The following is a 19,243-nucleotide window of genomic DNA, read 5'->3' as shown; positions in this document are numbered from 1 at the left end:
CGGGAGCTTCTGCCTACTTTGGGTTGAGCGCGCGCAAACCCGGCAAAACTCCCCGATCCCCAGGAGCTTTCTCATGTCCAGGAAGTTCGTGCTGTCCGGCGCGGTCGCCCTCGCTCTGGCCGCGGCCCCGCTTTCGGGCGCCGTCGCGGTCGCCGCTCCGGCTCCGTCCGCCGTCGCGGCGACCACGGTCTACTACTCGACCTCCGGCGCGCCGACGTTCCGCGCCGCGATCAACGCCGGCGCGGCGAACTGGAACCGCGCGGTGACCAACGTGAAGCTGGTCGAGCGTGCATCCGGGGCCACGCTGCGCTACGTCGAGGGCAACGACCCGAACGGTTCGTACGCGCAAACCGACGGACACGGCCACGGCACCATCTTCATCGACTACACCCAGGCCCGCCAGTACGACAACACGCGGATCACCGCGCACGAAACCGGCCACGCGCTCGGCCTTCCGGACCACTACTCGGGCCCGTGCTCCGAACTGATGTCGGGCGGCGGCCCCGGCCCGTCCTGCCACAACGCCAACCCGAACGCCCAGGAAGCTTCCCGCGTGCAGCGGCTGTGGGCGAACGGGCTCAGCGCGGTCTCCGGTCCGCAGCAGCGGATCTACGACCACGCCGGCTGAGCCGGACGAGCGAGCGGCGGCAGGGTGCGTCCCAGCCGCCGCTTTCGCTGTCAAGGCTTCCGGTGTCGGATCGCGCCGTTCGGGCCTGAGCCGGGGTCGGAATCCTCCGTATTTCGCCGAGACAAGGGGCCCTGGGAGCGGTCGGTGGTTGTCTTGCCTTCAAACGAAGGGGAGGCATTCATGGCGGAAATCGTTCTCGTTCACGGCGCTTGGAGCGACGGGTCGGCGTGGCTGGAGGTGATTCCCGCGCTGCACCGGCAAGGACATCGGGTCCGGGCGGCGCACCTGCCGATGACCTCGCTCGCCGACGACATCGCAGAGGTCCGGAGGGAAATCGCCACCTTCGCCGGACCGGTCACGCTGGCCGGGCATTCCTACGGCGGTTCGGTGATTTCCGGTGCGGCGAAGGGTAATCCACAGGTCAACGCACTCGCTTACTTCGCGGCGTATGTGCCCGACGAAGGCGAGACGGTGGGTTCCCTGAACGCGCCATTCCCGGATGCGCCCGGTCGTGCCGCGATGGTGTTCCGGGAGGACGGGTGGTCGTCGCTCGACCCGAACCGGTTCCACGACGCCTTCGCCGCCGACGTGGCTCCCGAACGAGCCGCCGCGCTGGCCGCGGTGCAACGACGCGCCCGCGCCGCCTGCTTCGCCACCCCCGCGGGCCCGGGCGCCTGGCGTGACCTGCCGACCGCGTACGCAGTGTCCACAGAGGACCGGATTCTCCACCCGGATCTGCAGCGATGGCTCGCCGAGCGGGCCGGAGCGGACTGCGTCGAACTGGCGGCCAGTCACTATTCCCTGCTCTCGCAGCCGGAGGCGGTGGCTACGGTGATCGACAAGGTGTCAGCCCGCGGCGCATAGCCGGAAATTCAGTTGCCCGGCCCGGGCCGCACAGCCGAGTATTCCGGCCATGAGCACCGAACCCGCGCGCCGTCCTCCGTTCCGCTGTCTGCCCGCGCGCGGCAAGCAGCAGACGGCGAAGGAAGGGACCATCCGGGCAGTGCGATGAGCGCCGCGCTGGTCGCGGGGCTCATCGCCGGGTACGGGATCGCCATGCCGGTCGGGGCGATCGGCGTCTATCTGGTCGAGCTCACGGCTCGTACGTCGTGGCGGGTCGGGGCGGCCGCGGCGATGGGCGTGGCCACCGCGGACGGCGTCTACGCCGTTCTGGCCACCACCGGCGGGGCCGCGCTGGCTCCGCTGCTCGCCCCGATCACCAGTCCCCTGCGGCTGATCTCCGCCGTCGCCCTGTTCGTGCTAGCCGCGTGGACCGCGGTCCGGGCGATTCGGCGTTATCGCTCCGCCGAATCGCCCCTTCTGGCAACGGAGCCGCACCCACTGCGGGCATACGCGACGCTGCTCGGCCTGACTCTGCTCAACCCCACCACCGTCATTTACTTCACCGCATTAGTCCTCGGCGACCGACCAGCGAACGGCACCGTGTTCGCGGCCGCCGCGTTCGCCGCTTCGGCCAGTTGGCAACTGCTGCTGGCCGTCGGTGGCGCGTTGCTCGGCCACAGCCTCACCGCTCCACGCGGACGGCTCGCCACGGCCCTGCTGTCAAGCGCGGTGATTCTCGTGCTGGCAGTGCGACTTCTCTAGGAAACGACCGTGCTTTCCCTTATCTCCAGGGAAAACGGCGGCTGCACCAGACGCGGCTCGGCACTCTCCGTACCGGCGAGGCGGCGGTGGATCAGGTCGATCGCGGCCTCGGCGATCGCCGCCTTGTCCGGCGAGATCGTGGTGAGCGCGGGCAGGCTGAACGCGCTCTCCTCGGTGTTGTCGAAGCCGACGATCGCGATGTCCTCCGGCACCCGCAGCCCGTGCTCAGCGGCCGAACGCAACGCGCCGACGGCCAGCAGGTCGTTGAAGCAGAACACCGCGTCCGGCGGTTCTTCCTGTGCCAGCAAGCGTTTCATCGCCGCCGCCCCCTCGGCACGATGGTATTTCGCCACCGGCTCCACCAGGGAATCCGCCGACGGCAACCCGGCGTCCGCCAGCGCGGCCCGGTAACCGGCGAGCCGCAGCGACGACGTTCCGCGTTGGGGGTTCGCACCGATCGCCGCGATCCGCCGGCGGCCGAGCGAAACCAGATGCGAGACCGCGACGTGCGCGGCACGTACGTTGTCGATCGCTACCCGGTCGAGCGCGACGTCCACCGCGTGCTCGCCGAGCAGCACGAGCGGGATTTCCCCTTCCGCGTCAGGGAAATCTTCCGCTTCGAGTGCTTCGGGATGCACCAGGGCGCCGTCGACCAGATGCGGGCCCAGCGAGTCCACAGTGGCCCGTTCCCGGTCGCGAGTGCCCTGGGTCTGCTCGATCAGCACGCTCCACCCGCGCCTCTGCGCGGCGGTGATCACCAGCCCGGCCATTTCGCCGAAGTACGGAATGCTCAGCTCGGGCACCATCAAAGCCAGGAATCCGGTTCGCCCGCGGCGCAGGTTGCGCGCGCCGACATTCGGCCGGTATCCGGTCGCGGCCAGTGCCTCTTCGACGCGCCGCCGGTTCTCGGGCTTCACGAACGCGTAGCCGTTCACCACGTTCGACACGGTTTTCACCGAAACGCCCGCCAGCGTCGCGACGTCCTTCAGGGTCACGGCCACGCTGACTCCTCATCTCGTCCGCCCAGAGCCCATCACGAGCCCGCGAAGCTCTCGGCACCAGCCCCGACGACCACGTAGTGTAGCGACGTTTTGCCTGTTTACAACGTTGTTCCAACGATGTAAAAATAGCCGGAGCTCAGCGGAGTGACGGGCGTCACGCCGCCGAGCGGGTTGCCCCAGTCGTCGGCTGCGAGGAGTCCGCCGTGTCCCCGTCCGTCCCTGCCCGCTTCGCCCTGGTCGCCGGCGCCGCCACGGCACTCGTGCTCGCCGGCTGCACGAGCCGCGAGGAAACCCCGGCCGCGCAAAGCAACGGATCCGGTCCGGCCGCCTCGGCCGCGTCCGCCGCGCCGAGCGCCGACGGCTGCACCATCGACAAGACCGGCTACCCGAAGCTCGACCCGAAGACCGCGATCGTCGGCTTCTCCCAGTCGGAGAAGGAGGCGAACCCGTTCCGGATCGCCGAGACGCAGTCCATCCGCGGCGAGGCGGCCAAGCTCGGCATCCCGGCCGACCACCTGCTCACCACGAACGCGCAGAGTGACCTCAACAAGCAGATCTCGGACATCAAATCGCTGCTGGACCGGGGCGCGCAGCTGCTCATCGTGGCCCCGCTGAACTCCGACGGCCTGCAGCCCGCGCTCGACGCGGCGAAGGCGAAGAAGGTCCCGGTCGTCACCATCGACCGGCAGGTGACGTCGAAGCCGTGCACCGACTACCTCACCTTCATCGGCTCCAACTTCATCGAACAGGGCCACCGCGCGGCCGCCGCGCTGGCGAAATCCACCGGCGGCAACGGCAAGGTCGCGATCCTGCTCGGCTCCTCGGGCAACAACGTGACCACCGATCGCACCAAGGGGTTCAAGGACGAACTCGCCAAGACGCCCGGCCTCACCGTGGTCGCCGAGCAAACCGGCGAGTTCGACCGGTCGAAGGGCCAGTCGGTGATGGAGCAGCTGATCCAGAGCCATCCGGACCTGACCGCGGTCTACGCGGAGAACGACGAGATGGGCATCGGCGCGGTCAACGCGCTCAAGACCGCGGGCAAGAACCCCGGCAAGGACGTGAAGGTCGTGTCCGTCGACGGCACCCGCAACGCGGTGCAGCTGATCGTCGACGGCAGCTACAACGCGGTCATCGAGTCGAACCCGCGGTTCGGGCAGCTGGCGTTCCAGACGCTGCAGCAGTTCGAGGACGGCAAGCCGATCCCGCCGAGCATCGTCATCACCGACGACTCCTACGACGAATCGAACGCGGCCCAGAAGGTCGGGAACGCGTACTGATGACGAGCACGGCCGACGCCCAGGCGGCGACCATGACCGCACCGGTGCTTGAGGTGTCCGGGGTGACCAAGCGGTTCCCCGGCACCGTGGCCCTCGACAACGTCTCCTTCGCCCTGCGCCGCGGCGAAGTCCACGCGCTGGTCGGGGAAAACGGCGCGGGCAAGTCCACTTTGATCAAGGTGCTCACCGGCGTGTACCGGCCGGACGAGGGGCAGGTGCGCCACCTCGGCGAACCGGTCGAGTTCCGCCGGCCGATCGACGCGCAGCGCGCCGGGATCTCGACCATCTACCAGGAGGTCAACCTCGTCCCGCTGATGAGCGTGGCGAGCAATGTCTTCCTCGGCCGGGAACCGCGCACCCGCACCGGCTTGATCGACTGGTCGGCGATGAACGCGCAGGCGCGGGAGCTGCTCAGCGGGTACGGGATCGACACCGACGTGCGGCGTCCGCTGCACACGCTCGCGGTCGGGGCCCAGCAGATGGTCGCGCTGGCCCGCGCGGTGTCCACAAAGGCCGGTGTGGTGGTGATGGACGAGCCGACGTCGTCCCTCGAACCACGCGAAGTGGACACTCTGTTCGAGGTGCTGGCCCGGCTGCATGCCGAAGACATCTCCGTGCTGTATGTGAGCCACCGAATGGACGAGCTGTACCGGGTGTGCGACAGCGTCACCGTGTTGCGCGATGGCCGCGTGGTCCACAGTGGACCGCTGAAACCGTTGCCCCGCATCGAACTGGTGTCGATGATGCTCGGCCGGGAGATCCGGCAGATCCGCGCCGAGGGCGTCACCGCGTTCGGCGAGGAGCATCACGCGGAGCAGGAACCGTTGCTGCAAGCCTCGAACCTGTCCGGCGGGAACAAGCTGCGCGACGTTTCGGTGAGCGTGCGACCGGGCGAGGTCGTCGGGCTGGCCGGGCTGCTCGGGTCCGGCCGGAGCGAGACCGCGCGGGCGGTGGTCGGTGCTTTCCCGCTCGACGGCGGCACCGTGCTGCTGGCCGGAAAGCCGTTGAAACGCGGGAAGATCTCCGCGGCGATGCGGGCCGGGATCGCGCTGCTGACCGAGGACCGGAAGGCGGACGGGATCATCCCGAACCTGTCCGTGCGCGAGAACATCGTGCTCGCCGCGCTGCCGCGACTGTCCACTTTCGGCTTCGTCAGCCGGTCCAAACAGGACCGGGTGGTGAAGACGTTCATGGAACGGTTGCGGATCAAGGCGTCCAGTCCGGAGCAGAAGGTGTCCGAGCTGTCCGGCGGCAACCAGCAGAAGGTGCTGCTCGCGCGCTGGCTCGCCACCGGGCCGAAGGTGCTGCTGCTGGACGAACCCACCCGCGGCATCGACGTCGGGGCCAAGGCCGAGGTGCAAGCGCTCATCGACGAACTGGCGCAGGACGGGCTCGGCGTGCTGCTGATTTCGTCCGAGCTGGAAGAAATTCTCGACGGCGCGGACCGGGTGGTCGTGCTGCGCGACGGCAGCGTCGCCACCGAGCTGACCGGCGACGCGGTCACCGAGGACAACGTGCTGGCGGCGATAGCTGCAGGGGGTGACAACGATGTCGACCGCGACACTGACGAGACCTGACCGAGCCCGCGTCACGAGCTGGCTGCAGAACTACGGCGTGTACCTGGCCGTGGTCGTGCTGCTGCTGTTCAACATCGCGTTCACGCAGAACTTCCTGTCCGCGGCCAACTTCCGCACCCAGCTCGTGCAGGCCGCGCCGGTGTGCATCGTCGCGCTGGGCATGGCACTGGTGATCGGCACCGAGGGCATCGACCTGTCGGTGGGCTCGGTGATGTCGGTCGCCGCGGCGCTCGTCCCGCTGTATCTCGGGGCGGGGCCGCTGACGGTGATCGTGGTCGCGCTGATCGCCGGGGTGGTTTCCGGATTGTTCAGCGGTTTCCTGGTCGCCCAGCTCGGCATTCAGCCGATCATCGCGACCCTGGCCCTGCTCGTCGGCGGCCGCGGGCTCGCGCTCGTGATCGCGCACGGACAGCTGGTCCAGCTGCACAACCGGGACTTCCTCGCGCTCGGCACCGGCGACGTCCTCGGGGTGCCGATCATGGTCCTGGTCGCGGCTGTGCTGTCGGTGCTGGCCGGATTGCTGGTGCGGCGCACCACTTTCGGCCGCCACCTGGTCGCGGTCGGCGGCAACCGTCCCGCGGCGACACTCGCCGGGCTGCCCGTGAAACGCGTCCTGATCGGCGTGTACGCCATCTCTGGTGCGCTCGCGGCGATCGCCGGAGTGCTGTCCACCGCCCGGCTCGGCGCGAGTGACCCCAACGACCTCGGGCTGCTGATGGAACTGTCCGCGATCACCGCCGTGGTGGTCGGCGGAAGTCCGCTCACCGGCGGCCGGGTGCGAGTGCTCGGCACCGTGTTCGGCGCGCTGCTCATGCAATTGGTGCACGCCACGCTGATCAAGCACAACCTGCCCGATTCCGCCGCGCAAATGGTGCAGGCCGCCATCATCGTCGCCGCGGTATACGTCGCCCGGGAACGGAGCACGCGATGATCGCGACCACCGTCGCCCCGCCGTCGGAACGCGGCGCGGCGTTCGCCACGGTCCTGCAACGCCAAGGCGCGGCCGTAGTGCTCGTGCTGGGGGTGGCCGCCGCGTGGTTCGCTTTTCCCCGCTTCGGGTCCGCGGACAACCTGCGCGATCTCGCGTTGCAAAGTTCCTTTCTGGCAGTGATCGCGCTGGGCATGACGTTCGTGATCATTTCCGGCGGGATCGATCTGTCCGTCGGCTCGGTGTACGCGCTCGGCGGCGTGCTGGCCGCGTACGGTTCCCGCTACGGCCTGGCCGTCGCGATTCTGCTGCCACTAGTCGTATGCGGACTGATCGGGCTGATCAACGGACTGCTGATCGCCCGGACGAAAATGGCCCCGTTCATCGTCACGCTCGCCTCGCTGTTGTTCGCGCGCGGGCTCTTGCTGGCCTTGACCAACGAGGGCGCGACGACGTACAAAGTGGAGCCGGGTTCAGCGTTGCTTTGGCTCGGGCAAGGCAAAATCTTCGGCATCGGCGTCCCGGTGTATCTCACTTTGGTCCTTTTCGGACTCGGCGGCCTGCTGCTGCGCCGGACCCGGTTCGGCCAGTCGGTGTTCGCTCTCGGCGGCGCGGAACAGTCCGCGCTGCTGATGGGCCTTCCGGTGGCCCGCACCAAAATCACCCTCTACACGCTCAGCGGCACGCTCGCCGGATTCGCCGGCGTGCTCACCGCGGCGTACCTGCAATCGGGCGTCACCGTGCTCGGCGTCGGCACGGAACTGGACGCGATTTCCGTCGTGGTCATCGGCGGGACCCTGCTCACCGGCGGGGCGGGGACCGTCCTCGGCACGCTCGTCGGCGTGCTGCTCAAGACGCTCATCCAGAACGTGATCAACCAGGTCGGCACTCTCGATTCCAACTACCAGACGGTGGTCAGCGGCGCGTTCCTGCTGGTCGTCGTCGTGATCCAGCGACTTCTCGCCCGCTCCCGCCGTTCTTGACCCGTGCAGTTCCATCCGCGCTGATCCACCTGTCACTAGGAGGTTCGACGATGGTCCGTCCTGCCCGCAGACCCGGCCGTTTGGCCACGGTGGCCGCCGCGCTCGCCGTGGCCGTGTCCGGGTTGTCGAGTGTCCCCGCCGCCGCGGCCGATCCGCCGCAATGGCACCGTCTCACCCCACCGCTGACCACCCCGTGGACCGACCAGGTCTCCCCGGCCAACGCCCTTCCCGAATACCCGCGGCCGCAGCTGACCCGGGACAACTGGCAAAATCTCAACGGCGTCTGGGAATTCTCCGCCGCCAAGCCGGGCGACTCCCCGCCGATCAACCGCAGTCTCGACGAACGCATCCTCGTTCCGTATCCGGTCGAATCGGCGCTGTCGGGAATCATGCGGCACGAAACCTCGATGTGGTACCGGCGGACGTTCCAGGTGCCGAAGAACTGGCACGTCGGCGGCCGGGCCCAGCGGCTGATCCTGCACTTCCAGGCGGTCGACTACGACACGACGGTGTGGGTCAACGGCCATCAGGTCGCCCGCCACACCGGCGGGTACGACGCGTTTTCCGCGGACGTCACCAACGCGCTGACCACCGGGAAAGACCAGGAAGTCGTCGTCGGCGTCACGGACCCCAACGACGCGGGCGGGCAACCGCTCGGCAAGCAGCGCAAGCCCGGCGACGGAATCTTCTACACCCCGACGTCCGGCATCTGGCAGACCGTCTGGATGGAACCGGTGACCCCGGCCTACATCTCGCGGGTGGACACCACCCCGGACGTCGCGAGCGAATCGGTCACGGTGAACGCCGTGGTGGGCGGTCCGGTGCGACAACGCGTGCAAGCCGTCGCCTACGACCACGGCCGAGTCGTCGGCTTCGCGTCCGGACCGGCGAACACCCCGTTGAAGCTCAAGGTGAACAAACCGCATCTGTGGACGCCGGACGATCCGTTCCTGTACGACCTGCGCGTCTCCCTGTCCTCCGGGGACAGCGTCGGGTCGTACTTCGGCCTGCGGTCGGTTTCCGTCGGGAAGACCGCGGACGGCAAGCAGCGGATGATGCTCAACGGCAAGTTCGTGATGCAACTGGGCCCGCTGGACCAGGGTTTCTGGCCGGACGGCATCTACACCGCGCCCACCGACGCGGCGTTGAAGTTCGACCTGGAGCAGGAGAAGGCGCTCGGGTTCAACATGGTGCGCAAGCACATCAAGGTCGAACCGGACCGCTGGTACTACTACGCGGACAAACTCGGGCTCCTGGTGTGGCAGGACATGCCCGCGATGAAGGACGACGTCGAGGCGACGCCCGCGGCGCAGGCCAACTTCGAATCCGAACTGCACCGGATGATCGACCAGCACCGCAGCTTCCCGTCGATCATCACCTGGGTCCCGTTCAACGAGGGCTGGGGAGACTACGCGGTCGGCCGGATCGCCGACCAGGTCAAGGCCTGGGACCCGACCCGGCTCGTCGACGCGGAGTCCGGCGTGAACTGCTGCCGGTCCGAACCGGACAGCGGCCGCGGCGACATCTACGACGACCACACCTACACCGGTCCCGGAACCCCGGTGCCGGACGCGACCCGCGCCGCGGTCGACGGCGAGTACGGCGGCCTGGGCCTGAAGGTCGACGGGCACCAATTCGACCCGGCCGGCAGTTTCGCCTACGAGATGGAGCCGGACAGCGCCACGCTCACCCGCCGCTACGCCGAACTCCAGCAACACCTGCTGCTCGCCGGACGGCAATGCGGCGTGTCGGCCGGGGTGTACACGCAGACCACCGACGTGGAAAAGGAGGTCAACGGCTTCCTGACCTATGACCGTCAGGTCAAGAAGATGGACTTCGCCGCCGTCCGGGCCGCGAACCTGTCGGTGATCAACGGCGTCGACGGCTCGCCGCAACAGGGTCCGGTGATCCCGCCCGGCACGCCGGGCATCGACGGAATCGCCGCGTACCCGTTCGACGAGAACAGCGGCACCACGGCAGCGGACACCGTGGGCCACCACGACGCGACTCTCATCGGCGGCGCGTCCTGGACCGCCGGGCACAGCGGTTCGGCCCTGGCGGTGAACGGCTCCGGCCAGTACGCGGACACCGGTGCTCCGCTGGTGAAAACCGACCTGAGCTACAGCGTCGCCGCGTGGGTGAAGTTCAACTCGATCGGCGACGGTTTCCAGACCGTGGTGAGCCAGGACGGGAACGACCACAGCGCGTTCTTCCTGCAGTATTCCGGCGCGGACCACAAGCTGGCGTTCAGCTTCGTGGGCATGCGGGCGCTCGCCCCGATCACGCCGGAAGCCGGCCGCTGGTATCACCTGGTCGGCGTGCGGGATGCGGCGACGGGGCAACTGGCGCTGTACGTGGACGGCCAGCTGGCCGCGTCGCGCAGCGTTTGCCTGGGCGAGGCGTCCACCGGCCACACGGTGATCGGCCGCGGCAAGTACGGCGGCAACCCGGTCGACTTCCTCAACGGGGCGGTGGACCAGGTGCGGCTGTACGACCGGGCGCTCTCGGCAGCGGAGGTGGCGAAGCTGTACGCGTCCTGACGATCCCGGGTCGCCAATGTCCGGGAGGGGAACCCTGAGTGCCTCAGGGTTCCCCTCTACGCGGACGCGGGTTTCGTCTTCGCCCGCACCCGCCGGTAACTCCAGATCAGCAACGCGAACAGGATCACACTCGACAGGATCAGGCTGGTCCCGGTACTCCACCCGCTCAGCGGCAGCGACCGCACCGTCCCCCACACGATGCCCGCGGCCAGCAGCGCCAGCCCGGCCAGCACCGAACCGGCGATCCGCAGCGGCGAGGACACGCTCTCCTCCGCGGCGCGCATCGCCCGCGTCCGCACCGGGTCGACAAATCGCTGCAGGGCCGGGAACTCCGAGGCCAGCACCAGCAACCCGGCGAGCACCAGCAGCAAGCCCGGCCCCGGCAGCACGAGCAGCACCACCCCGACGATCACCAGCACCCCGCCGACGACCGACAGGAGCACCCGGCGCACTGGCTTGCCCAATCCCATCGGGCCAGTGTGCCGCCGGGCTCGCGGTCCTGCCAGCCGGACTGTCCATACTGGACCGCCGCGGCCGGCCGGCCGGATTTTGTCGGTGCCGGGTGCTTAGCTGCTCGGCGTGGTCGAATCACTGCCCGACCTCATCCGCCGCTGGCAGGCGGGATGGGGCGCGTCCCGAGGATTCCGTCCCGCCGAAGAAACCCGCGGCGGGCTGCATGTGCTGCTCGAACAACCGGGTCGGCACCGCGAGGTCGTCGCGTTGTCCGCCGAACCCGCGGTCCTGCGCGGCCTCGCCGAAGAGGTGGCCGCGGCGGCACGCCCGACCTGGCTGACCGTGCCGACGAACCGGCCGGACGAAGCCGAGGCGATCGTGCGCGAAGCGGGGCTGAAACCGCGGGACGCCCGCGAAGCGCTCATGACGATTTCCCTGCGTCGACATCCGGCGCGTGCGGTGCCGGCGCCTTATACGAGTACGACCGCCCTGAACGGCGCGGTGCGCGAAACCGTGCTGCGCCATCCCGATTCAGGGGTCGCCGCCCGAGGAACCATGGCGGTAGTCGGCACGGACGCGATCGCGGACCGGATCGAAACCGTGCCGGAGCATCGCCGCCGCGGTCTCGGCAGCGTGGTGATGAGTTCTCTCGCGGAAAACGCCGTGGCACACGGGGCGACCACCGGAATTCTCGTCGCCACCGCGGACGGGCAACAGCTGTATTCGGCGCTGGGCTGGACCACGCGCGCCACCGTCCTCATCGCACAGACCACGGCGGGCTGACCCATGGAATGGCTCGCTGAAACCCGAATGTCCTACGACACCGTGGCTGAGGACTACGCCACGTTCGTCCGCGACGCGCTCGGCAAACAGCCGTATCCGCTTGCCGCGCTGCGGTTGTTCGCCGAGCAGGTCGATGGCCCAGTCGCCGATCTCGGCTGCGGCCCTGGCCAGGTGACCGCTCACCTCAACGAACTCGGCGTAGCCGCGTACGGCATCGACCTCTCCCCCGGCATGATCGAGGTCGCCCGGCGCGACAATCCGCGCTTGCGGTTCGAGGTCGGCTCGATGACCGACCCGTTGCCCACCGCGTCGCTGGCCGGAATCGTCGCGTGGCAATCGCTCATCCACCTGCCCGACGAGCTGCTCCCGGCCGTCCTCGAGAACTTCCGCCAAGCACTGCGCCCGGACGGCTTGTTGCAGCTGCTGTTCCACGTCGGCGACGAAACCCGGCTCAAAACGCAGGGCTACGGCGGCCACCCGATGAACGTCCAGGTGCACCGCCGGCCGCGAGAACGCATGACGGCATGGCTGCGCGACGCCGGGTTCACCGTCGAGGCCGAACTTCTCCTCGATCCGGAAACCCCGGCGCCGCAGGCGATCTTGACCGCCAGGAGCCGTCAGTGACCAGCCAGCAACTGCTCGAACGACACCGAGGCGTACTCGTCGTCCGGCTTCGCCTCAGGTGCCTCCGCGACCAGCTGCGCCAGTTCGCGACCAGCCCGCTCCACGCGCTGCTGCAACGCACCCGTCGCCTCGACGCTGCCCCAATCCGACGACGCCGCGTACACACCCGTCGCGACCACGTTCGCGCGAAGGTAAGCGAAGAGCGGCCGCAGCGCGAAGTCGAGCGCGAGCGAATGCCGTTCGGTGCCGCCCGTCGCGGCGAGCAGCACCGGTTTGCCGTCGAGCGCTTCCTTGTCCAGCACGTCGAAGAACGATTTGAACAGTCCGCTGTAGGAAGCGGTGAACACCGGTGTGACGGCGATCAAGCCGTCCGCGCGCGTCACGGTGTCGATCACTTCCCGCAGCTGCGGGCTGGGGAACCCGGTGAGCATGTTGTTGGTGACGTCCACCGCGATGTCGCGGAGTTCGAAGACCTTCACCGTCACGTCGTCGTCGACCAGGGCGGCGCGGGTGGCCTCGGCCAGCCGGTCGGCCAGCAGCCGCGTCGACGACGGCTGGCTCAGCCCCGCGGTGACCACGGCGATAGTGCGTGCAGTCATGACCTCTCCACTAAGTCCGGCGAAACCAGGTCAAGCGGTGACGGCTTGGGCTTCGCGCGCCGCTTTGAGCGATTCGTGCGTGGGCGCGTCCGGCACGTGCGCGGGGCGCTTCGCGTCCAGTTCCTTGCGCAGCACCGGCACGACCTCTTCGCCGAGCAGGTCGAGCTGCTCCAGCACGGTCTTCAGCGGCAGGCCGGCGTGGTCCATCAGGAACAGCTGCCGCTGGTAGTCGCCGAAGTGCTCGCGGAAGGTCAGCGTCTTGTCGATGACCTCCTGCGGGCTGCCGACGGTCAGCGGCGTCTGCTCGGTGAAGTCCTCCAGCGACGGGCCGTGCCCGTACACCGGCGCGTTGTCGAAGTACGGCCGGAATTCGTTCCACGCGTCCTGTGACTTCGGCCGGATGAACGCCTGCCCGCCGAGCCCGACGATGGCCTGGTCGGCCTTGCCGTGCCCGTAGTGCTCGTAGCGCTGCCGGTAGAACCCGATCAGCTGCTGGAAGTGCGAGGTCGGCCAGAAGATGTGGTTCGCGAAGAACCCGTCGCCGTAATACGCGGCCTGTTCGGCGATCTCCGGGCTGCGGATCGAGCCGTGCCACACGAACGGCGGCACGCCGTCGAGCGGGCGCGGCGTCGAGGTGAAGCCCTGCAGCGGGGTGCGGAACTTGCCCTGCCAGTCGACGACCTCCTCGCGCCAGAGCCGGTGCAGCAGCGCGTAGTTCTCGACGGCCAGCGGGATGCCCTGGCGGATGTCCTGGCCGAACCACGGGTAGACCGGGCCGGTGTTGCCGCGGCCCATCATCAGGTCGAGCCGCCCGTCGGCCAGGTGCTGCAGCATGGCGTAGTCCTCGGCCAGCCGCACCGGGTCGTTCGTGGTGATCAGGGTGGTCGACGTCGAGAGGACGAGCTTCTCGGTCCGCGCCGCGATGTTCGAGAGCAGCACCGTGGGGTTCGCCGGCGCGGCGAACGGCGGGTTGTGGTGCTCTCCGACGGCGAAGACGTCGAGGCCGACCTCTTCGGCCTTGAGCGCGATCTTGACCATCGCCTTGATGCGCTCGTGCTCCGTGGGCGTGACGCCCGTGGTGGGGTCGGTCGTGACGTCGCCCACCGTGAAGATTCCGAACTGCATGACCGCTCCCTAGCCGGTTGCTTCGTACCTTGCTTGTCGGCACAACTACTCGCGTGGAAGATGTATTCCTCCGGGACTATACCGGTGACCTGGGACACGCTCGTGGACCCCATCGGGGGCGCAGCGGCCCGATCCTGTCGGGGGGTGCGGATATCCTGCAGTACGGTGACGGCCCGGGGCCCCTGCTCCGGCCGCCGGTTTGCCCACCGAACAGCTCGCCTCGATCCGGGAGAACGACCTCGTGACTGCTGAGACTCTGTACGGGGCCGACGACCTGACCCACCTCGAAGGACTCGAGGCGGTCCGCAAGCGCCCCGGGATGTACATAGGCTCCACCGACAGCCGCGGCATCAACCACCTGTTCTCCGAGGTCGTCGACAACTCCACCGACGAGGGGGTGGCGGGCCACGCGACGCGGATCGTCGTCACGCTGCACGCCGACGGCAGCGTCCAGGTGGACGACGACGGCCGCGGCATCCCCACCGGCGTGCACGCCAAATCCGGCCTTTCCGGCGTCGAGCTGGTGCTGACCCGGCTGCATGCCGGCGGCAAGTTCGGCGGCTCCGGGTACAAGACGTCCGGCGGTCTGCACGGCGTCGGCGCTTCGGCGGTGAACGCGCTGTCGCACCGCTTCGACGTCACGGTGAAGCAGAACGGCAAGGTGCACCAGATGTCGTTCGCGCACGGCGTGCCCGGCGTGTTCGACGGCCCTGGCCCGAAGGCGAAGTTCACCCGCCGCTCCGGGCTCAACCTCGTCGGCAAGATGAAGCGCGGCGAGCGCAGCGGCACCTCGATTCGCTACTGGTACGACGCGCGGTACTTCGAATCCGGCGCGGCGCTGGACGTCGAAGGCGTGCGGACGAAGCTGCGCAACACCGCGTTCCTCGTGCCCGGCGTCACGTACGTGCTGCGCACCGCGTTCGAGGACACCATCAACGAGGAGACCTTCCACTTCCCGAACGGGCTGGCGGACATGGTCGAGTTCCTCGCGCCGGACAGCGAAAAGCCGGTCTGCGGCACGCTGATGATCACCGGCGAGGGCACGTACAAGGAGAACGCGGCGGACGCCAACGGCGTCATGCAGTCCAATGTGGAGCGACACGCCGAGGTCGAGGTCGCGCTGCGCTGGGGCACCGGGTACGAGCGCACCGTGGAGTGCTTCACCAACACGATCCGCAACGTGCACGGCGGCACGCACCGGCGCGGGTTCGACCGCGCGGTCACCCGGGCGCTGCAGGACGCGATCGGCAAGACGCGCGGGCTGCTCAAGGCGAAGGAGGACCCGCCGACCACCGAGGACGTGCTGGAGGGCATGACCGCGGTGATCCACGTCCGGCTGCCGGAACCGCAGTTCACCTCGCAGACCAAGGACGAACTGTCGACGGCGGGCATCACGCGCGTCATCCAGGGCATCGTCGACAAGCAGGTGCGGGCCTGGACCGAGGACCGGAAAACCAAGTCCGAGGCCAAAATCGTGCTGCAGAAGGTGGTCGACGCGGCGCGCGTGCGGCTCACCCAGAAACAGCAGAAGGACGCCGCCCGGCGCAAAACCGCGCTCGAGGGCGCGGCGATGCCGCCGAAGCTGGTCGACTGCCGCACCACCGGCGTCTCGCGCAGCGAACTGTTCCTGGTGGAGGGCGACAGCGCGCTCGGGTCGGCGCGGATGGCGCGAGTGTCGGAGTACCAGGCGCTGCTGCCGTTGCGCGGCAAGATCCTCAACGTGCAGAAGGCGTCTCTCGGCGACACGTTGAAGAACGCCGAGATCGCGTCGATCGTGCAGGTGCTCGGCGCGGGCACCGGCCGCACCTTCGACCTGTCCACGATGCGCTACGGCCGGGTGATCCTGATGGCGGACGCGGATGTCGACGGTTCGCACATCCGCACGCTGCTGATCACGCTGTTCGCGAAGTACATGCGCCCGGTGATCGAGGACGGCCGGCTGTACGCGGCCATGCCGCCGCTGCACAAGATCACCACGAAGGGCCGCGGTTCGGAGACCATCTTCACCTTCACCCAGCGCGAGATGGAGCAGAAGGTCGCCGAACTCGAGGCCGCGGGCAAGCAGGTCGTCACCCCGGTGCCGCGGTTCAAGGGCCTCGGCGAGATGGACGCCGACGAACTGTGGGAGACCACGATGAACCCGGCGACGCGCTCGGTCCGGCGGATCACGCTCGAGGACGTCGAGGCCGCGGAGCTGGCGCTGGAACTGCTGATGGGCGAGAAGGTCGAGCCGCGGCGCAACTGGCTGGTCGAATCGTCCGACCGCGTCGACCGCGACGCCATCGACGTCTGAGTTTTCCGTTCGTTCCCAAGGAGTTGTGAGCCATGGCTCGCCGTAGCAAGACCCCGGTGACCCGGGTCGACCCGAGCGCGTTCGACTCGCCGGGCGCGCAGGTCTTCGACAACCCGCTGAAGACGGAGATCGAAGACTCGTACCTGGAATACGCGTACTCGGTGATCCACTCGCGCGCCCTCCCGGACGCGCGGGACGGCCTGAAGCCAGTGCACCGCCGAATCCTGTTCTCGATGAACGAGAACGGCTACCGCCCGACGCACGCGTACGTGAAGTCCTCGCGCGTGGTCGGCGACGTCATGGGCAAGTACCACCCGCACGGCGACGTGGCGATCTACGACGCGATGGTCCGGCTGGCGCAGGACTTCTCGATGAACGCGCCGTTGATCGACGGGCACGGGAACTTCGGCAGCCCGGACGACGGACCGGCCGCCTCGCGGTACACCGAGGCCCGGATGTCGAACGAGGCGATGCTGCTCGTCGGCGAACTCGGCGAGGACACCGTCGACTTCCGGCCGAACTACGACGGTTCGCTCGAAGAGCCTTCGGTGCTGCCGGCGGCCTACCCGAACCTGCTGGTCAACGGCACGTCCGGGATCGCGGTCGGCATGGCGACCAACATGATCCCGCACAATCTCGGCGAGGTGATCGGCGCCGCGCGGTGGCTGATCAACCATCCGAACGCCACGCTCGACAAGCTGATGGAGTACGTCCCCGGCCCGGACCTGCCCACCGGCGGCAGCCTGCTGGGCCTGGACGAGGTCCGCAAGGCCTACGAAACCGGCCGCGGCGTGGTCCGGATGCGCGCGAACGCCGAGACCGGCCCGCTGGAAGGCAGCCGCGGACGCCAGGCCATCACGGTCACCGAGCTGCCGTACGGCGTCGGCCCGGAGAAGGTGATCGAGAAGATCACCGACGAGGTCAACAAGTCCAAGCGGCTCACCGGAATCGCGGACGTCAAGGACCTCACCGACCGCGAGAACGGCACCCGGCTCGTGATCGAGTGCAAGGTGGGCGTCAACCCGCAGGCGCTGCTGGCGGATCTGTACCGGCTCACGCCGCTGGAGCAGTCGTTCGGCATCAACAACCTGGTGCTCGTCGACGGCCAGCCGCAGACGCTCGGCCTGAAGGCGCTGCTGGAAGTCTTCCTGAAGCACCGCTACGAGGTCGTCACGCGGCGCACGCGCTACCGCCGCCGCAAGCGCGAAGAGCGCCTGCACCTGGTCGACGGTCTGCTGATCGCGCTGCTGAACATCGACAAGGTCATCCGGCTGATCCGCGAAAGCGAAAACGCGGCCGCCGCGAAGGAAGGCCTGATGACGAAGTTCAAGCTGTCCGAGACCCAGGCGACGTACATTCTCGACACTCCGCTGCGCCGTCTCACGAAGTACGACCGCCTGGAACTGGAAAACGAGCAGGACAAGCTGCGCGCGGAAATCGCCGAGCTGACCACGATCCTCGAGGACGAGTCGGTCCTGAAGAAGCTCGTGTCGACGGAGCTGGCGAAGATCGCGAAGGACTTCCCGACCGCCCGCCGCACCCGGCTCATCGACGGCGATCTGAAGGAAGTCCTGGCCGCGTCGAAGCCGTCCGGCCCACTGGAAGTGGCGGACGACCCGTGCCAGGTGATCCTGTCGGCCACCGGCTTGGTCGCCCGCACCGCGGCGGAATCCGAAGAAGCGTCGGAAGTCCGCCGCCGAAACGGCCGCGTAAAGCACGACGCCGTGTCCGCCGTGGTGCACACGACCGCGCGCGGCCAGGTGCTGCTGGTGACCAGCCGAGGCCGCGCGTTCAAGACGGACGTGCTGCCCCTGCCCGTGCTTCCCGAGCAAGCGGGCACCGTCTCGCTGCGCGGCGGGATGGCGGCGAAAGAGCTGGTACCGCTGGAAAAGGGCGAACGCGTCGTCGGCATCGCGCCCCTGGGCGAGCAGGCAGGCGACTCGCCCGGCCTGGCGATCGGCACCCGTGGCGGTGTCGTGAAGGTCTGCGCGCCGGATTGGCCGGTGCGTTCGGACGAGTTCGAGGTCATCAGCCTCAAGCCGGGCGACGAAATCATCGGCGCGACCTGGCTGACCGACGGAAACGAAACCCTGGCCTTCATCTCGTCGGACTCGTCCCTGCTGCGCTTCGCGGCGAGCCTGATCCGCCCGCAAGGCACCAAGAGCGGCGGCATGGCGGGCATCAAACTGGCCGCGAACACCACCGCGGTGTTCTTCGGCGCCATTCGCACCGACGACGAAGAACACGGCGAGCCCATGGTCGTGACGGCCACGGGCCAGAGCGTGAAGGTCACGCCCTTCAGCGAATACCCGGCGAAGGGCCGAGCCACCGGCGGCGTGCGAGCACACCGCTTCCTCAAGGGAGAAACCGCGGTCCAGGTCGCCTGGGTAGGCCCGCGCCCAGCAGGCGCGAGCCGCACCGGCGACCCAGTGGAACTCCCGGAACCAGACCTCCGCCGCGACGCCTCCGGCCACGCCCACCCCGGCCCGGAAGTAGTAGGCCACCTCATCGAACGCGGGTAGCAACACCGAGGGGGTTCGATCCACGCGATCCGCCCCCGCTCGTGAGGGGACCCCCGGACTCCGATTCGCTCGGGGCTCCCCTTACGACCCACCCGAACCAAGGGACCCTCGGGGGCAACGGGTTGTGGCAACACCGCACGAATCCGCCACCCATTCACGGACCTAGATTCCCCCAAGGCCCTTTCACAACCAGCCCGCCCACCAGCACCGGGATAAGCCTCATTGCCTCACCGAGGCACCAGCCCCACCCCCCCCAAACCGGCAGCACCACACCCACCCCCCGAGGCACCCACCCCTCCCCC

At 68.7% G+C, this 19,243-nt stretch carries 16 protein-coding genes; 12 read left to right on the top strand and 4 right to left on the bottom strand.

Annotation, left to right across the window (positions count from 1 at the left end; genetic code table 11):
- Nucleotides 1-73: 73 nt before the first annotated feature.
- The 3 genes from L942_RS17515 (at nucleotide 74) to L942_RS17505 (ending at nucleotide 2,233) form a co-directional block, all read left to right on the top strand.
- Nucleotides 74-628 carry a snapalysin family zinc-dependent metalloprotease gene (locus tag L942_RS17515; RefSeq protein ID WP_037361610.1) on the top strand — a complete coding sequence of 185 codons (555 nt, stop codon included), beginning with the start codon at nucleotides 74-76 and terminating at the stop codon, nucleotides 626-628.
- A 180-nt stretch (nucleotides 629-808) separates the two neighbouring features.
- Nucleotides 809-1,492, top strand: coding sequence for an alpha/beta fold hydrolase (locus L942_RS17510; protein WP_037361609.1), 684 nt, complete (start codon nucleotides 809-811; stop codon nucleotides 1,490-1,492).
- Between the two features lie 144 nt (nucleotides 1,493-1,636).
- Nucleotides 1,637-2,233, top strand: a complete 597-nt coding sequence (locus L942_RS17505; protein ID WP_037361608.1) for a LysE family transporter — start codon at nucleotides 1,637-1,639, stop codon at nucleotides 2,231-2,233.
- Here the strand turns inward: L942_RS17505 and L942_RS17500 are convergent.
- On the bottom strand, nucleotides 2,230-3,234 hold the full coding sequence (locus tag L942_RS17500) for a LacI family DNA-binding transcriptional regulator (RefSeq protein ID WP_037361606.1): 1,005 nt from the start codon (nucleotides 3,232-3,234) through the stop codon (nucleotides 2,230-2,232). The two genes, L942_RS17505 and L942_RS17500, sit on opposite strands and share 4 nt — an antisense overlap.
- A gap of 203 nt (nucleotides 3,235-3,437) precedes the next feature.
- Between L942_RS17500 and L942_RS17495 the strand changes: the two genes are divergently transcribed.
- From L942_RS17495 to L942_RS17475, 5 genes are read left to right on the top strand one after another with little or no spacing between them, the layout of a single operon-like run.
- The gene (locus L942_RS17495; protein ID WP_037361604.1) at nucleotides 3,438-4,514 is read left to right on the top strand and encodes an ABC transporter substrate-binding protein; all 1,077 of its coding nucleotides are present in this window, start codon (nucleotides 3,438-3,440) and stop codon (nucleotides 4,512-4,514) included.
- The gene (locus L942_RS17490) at nucleotides 4,514-6,091 is read left to right on the top strand and encodes a sugar ABC transporter ATP-binding protein (protein WP_037361602.1); all 1,578 of its coding nucleotides are present in this window, start codon (nucleotides 4,514-4,516) and stop codon (nucleotides 6,089-6,091) included. The genes L942_RS17495 and L942_RS17490 overlap by 1 nt, the downstream gene beginning before the upstream one ends.
- Nucleotides 6,063-7,022 carry an ABC transporter permease gene (locus L942_RS17485; protein WP_037361600.1) on the top strand — a complete coding sequence of 320 codons (960 nt, stop codon included), beginning with the start codon at nucleotides 6,063-6,065 and terminating at the stop codon, nucleotides 7,020-7,022. The genes L942_RS17490 and L942_RS17485 overlap by 29 nt, the downstream gene beginning before the upstream one ends.
- Complete coding sequence (locus L942_RS17480) at nucleotides 7,019-8,002, top strand: ABC transporter permease (RefSeq protein ID WP_037361599.1); 984 nt, start codon at nucleotides 7,019-7,021, stop codon at nucleotides 8,000-8,002. The genes L942_RS17485 and L942_RS17480 overlap by 4 nt, the downstream gene beginning before the upstream one ends.
- 50 nt (nucleotides 8,003-8,052) lie before the next feature.
- Complete coding sequence (locus L942_RS17475; RefSeq protein ID WP_037361597.1) at nucleotides 8,053-10,542, top strand: glycoside hydrolase family 2; 2,490 nt, start codon at nucleotides 8,053-8,055, stop codon at nucleotides 10,540-10,542.
- A 56-nt stretch (nucleotides 10,543-10,598) separates the two neighbouring features.
- On the opposite strand, the gene L942_RS17470 is transcribed toward L942_RS17475, so the two are convergent.
- Nucleotides 10,599-11,012: a PGPGW domain-containing protein gene (locus L942_RS17470; RefSeq protein WP_037361595.1), complete on the bottom strand. Its 414-nt coding sequence runs from the start codon at nucleotides 11,010-11,012 to the stop codon at nucleotides 10,599-10,601.
- A gap of 109 nt (nucleotides 11,013-11,121) precedes the next feature.
- Between L942_RS17470 and L942_RS17465 the strand changes: the two genes are divergently transcribed.
- Together L942_RS17465 and L942_RS17460 are read left to right on the top strand one after the other, a co-directional pair.
- Nucleotides 11,122-11,778 carry a GNAT family N-acetyltransferase gene (locus L942_RS17465; RefSeq protein ID WP_235079209.1) on the top strand — a complete coding sequence of 219 codons (657 nt, stop codon included), beginning with the start codon at nucleotides 11,122-11,124 and terminating at the stop codon, nucleotides 11,776-11,778.
- Nucleotides 11,779-11,781: 3 nt separating this feature from the next.
- Complete coding sequence (locus L942_RS17460) at nucleotides 11,782-12,402, top strand: class I SAM-dependent DNA methyltransferase (protein WP_037361591.1); 621 nt, start codon at nucleotides 11,782-11,784, stop codon at nucleotides 12,400-12,402.
- Here the strand turns inward: L942_RS17460 and L942_RS17455 are convergent.
- The gene (locus tag L942_RS17455) at nucleotides 12,396-13,001 is read right to left on the bottom strand and encodes an FMN reductase (RefSeq protein WP_037361589.1); all 606 of its coding nucleotides are present in this window, start codon (nucleotides 12,999-13,001) and stop codon (nucleotides 12,396-12,398) included. The two genes, L942_RS17460 and L942_RS17455, sit on opposite strands and share 7 nt — an antisense overlap.
- 30 nt (nucleotides 13,002-13,031) lie before the next feature.
- Complete coding sequence (locus L942_RS17450) at nucleotides 13,032-14,126, bottom strand: LLM class flavin-dependent oxidoreductase (protein WP_037361587.1); 1,095 nt, start codon at nucleotides 14,124-14,126, stop codon at nucleotides 13,032-13,034.
- Nucleotides 14,127-14,367: 241 nt separating this feature from the next.
- Here L942_RS17450 and L942_RS17445 point away from each other — a divergent pair, with 241 nt between their 5' ends.
- Together L942_RS17445 and L942_RS17440 are read left to right on the top strand one after the other, a co-directional pair.
- Complete coding sequence (locus tag L942_RS17445; RefSeq protein WP_037361633.1) at nucleotides 14,368-16,419, top strand: DNA gyrase/topoisomerase IV subunit B; 2,052 nt, start codon at nucleotides 14,368-14,370, stop codon at nucleotides 16,417-16,419.
- Nucleotides 16,420-16,451: 32 nt separating this feature from the next.
- Nucleotides 16,452-18,941, top strand: coding sequence for a DNA gyrase/topoisomerase IV subunit A (locus tag L942_RS17440; RefSeq protein WP_037361586.1), 2,490 nt, complete (start codon nucleotides 16,452-16,454; stop codon nucleotides 18,939-18,941).
- Nucleotides 18,942-19,243: the final 302 nt, after the last annotated feature.

Origin of the sequence: Amycolatopsis orientalis DSM 43388 (genome assembly GCF_000411975.1) — a bacterium.
Lineage (GTDB): Bacteria > Actinomycetota > Actinomycetes > Mycobacteriales > Pseudonocardiaceae > Amycolatopsis > Amycolatopsis orientalis_D.
Note: the sequence above shows the minus strand (reverse complement) of the source record. Positions and strands in the feature narration are given on the sequence as shown.

What these genes read in the sequence shown, in the direction of transcription:
- L942_RS17515 (WP_037361610.1), top strand. Translation starts at nt 74, where the DNA reads ATGTCCAGGAAGTTCGTGCTGTCCGGCGCGGTCGCCCTCGCTCTGGCC.
- L942_RS17510 (WP_037361609.1), top strand. Translation starts at nt 809, where the DNA reads ATGGCGGAAATCGTTCTCGTTCACGGCGCTTGGAGCGACGGGTCGGCG.
- L942_RS17505 (WP_037361608.1), top strand. Translation starts at nt 1,637, where the DNA reads ATGAGCGCCGCGCTGGTCGCGGGGCTCATCGCCGGGTACGGGATCGCC.
- L942_RS17490 (WP_037361602.1), top strand. Translation starts at nt 4,514, where the DNA reads ATGACGAGCACGGCCGACGCCCAGGCGGCGACCATGACCGCACCGGTG.
- L942_RS17485 (WP_037361600.1), top strand. Translation starts at nt 6,063, where the DNA reads ATGTCGACCGCGACACTGACGAGACCTGACCGAGCCCGCGTCACGAGC.
- L942_RS17480 (WP_037361599.1), top strand. Translation starts at nt 7,019, where the DNA reads ATGATCGCGACCACCGTCGCCCCGCCGTCGGAACGCGGCGCGGCGTTC.
- L942_RS17475 (WP_037361597.1), top strand. Translation starts at nt 8,053, where the DNA reads ATGGTCCGTCCTGCCCGCAGACCCGGCCGTTTGGCCACGGTGGCCGCC.
- L942_RS17470 (WP_037361595.1), bottom strand. Translation starts at nt 11,012, where the DNA reads ATGGGATTGGGCAAGCCAGTGCGCCGGGTGCTCCTGTCGGTCGTCGGC.
- L942_RS17460 (WP_037361591.1), top strand. Translation starts at nt 11,782, where the DNA reads ATGGAATGGCTCGCTGAAACCCGAATGTCCTACGACACCGTGGCTGAG.
- L942_RS17455 (WP_037361589.1), bottom strand. Translation starts at nt 13,001, where the DNA reads ATGACTGCACGCACTATCGCCGTGGTCACCGCGGGGCTGAGCCAGCCG.
- L942_RS17450 (WP_037361587.1), bottom strand. Translation starts at nt 14,126, where the DNA reads ATGCAGTTCGGAATCTTCACGGTGGGCGACGTCACGACCGACCCCACC.
- L942_RS17440 (WP_037361586.1), top strand. Translation starts at nt 16,452, where the DNA reads ATGGCTCGCCGTAGCAAGACCCCGGTGACCCGGGTCGACCCGAGCGCG.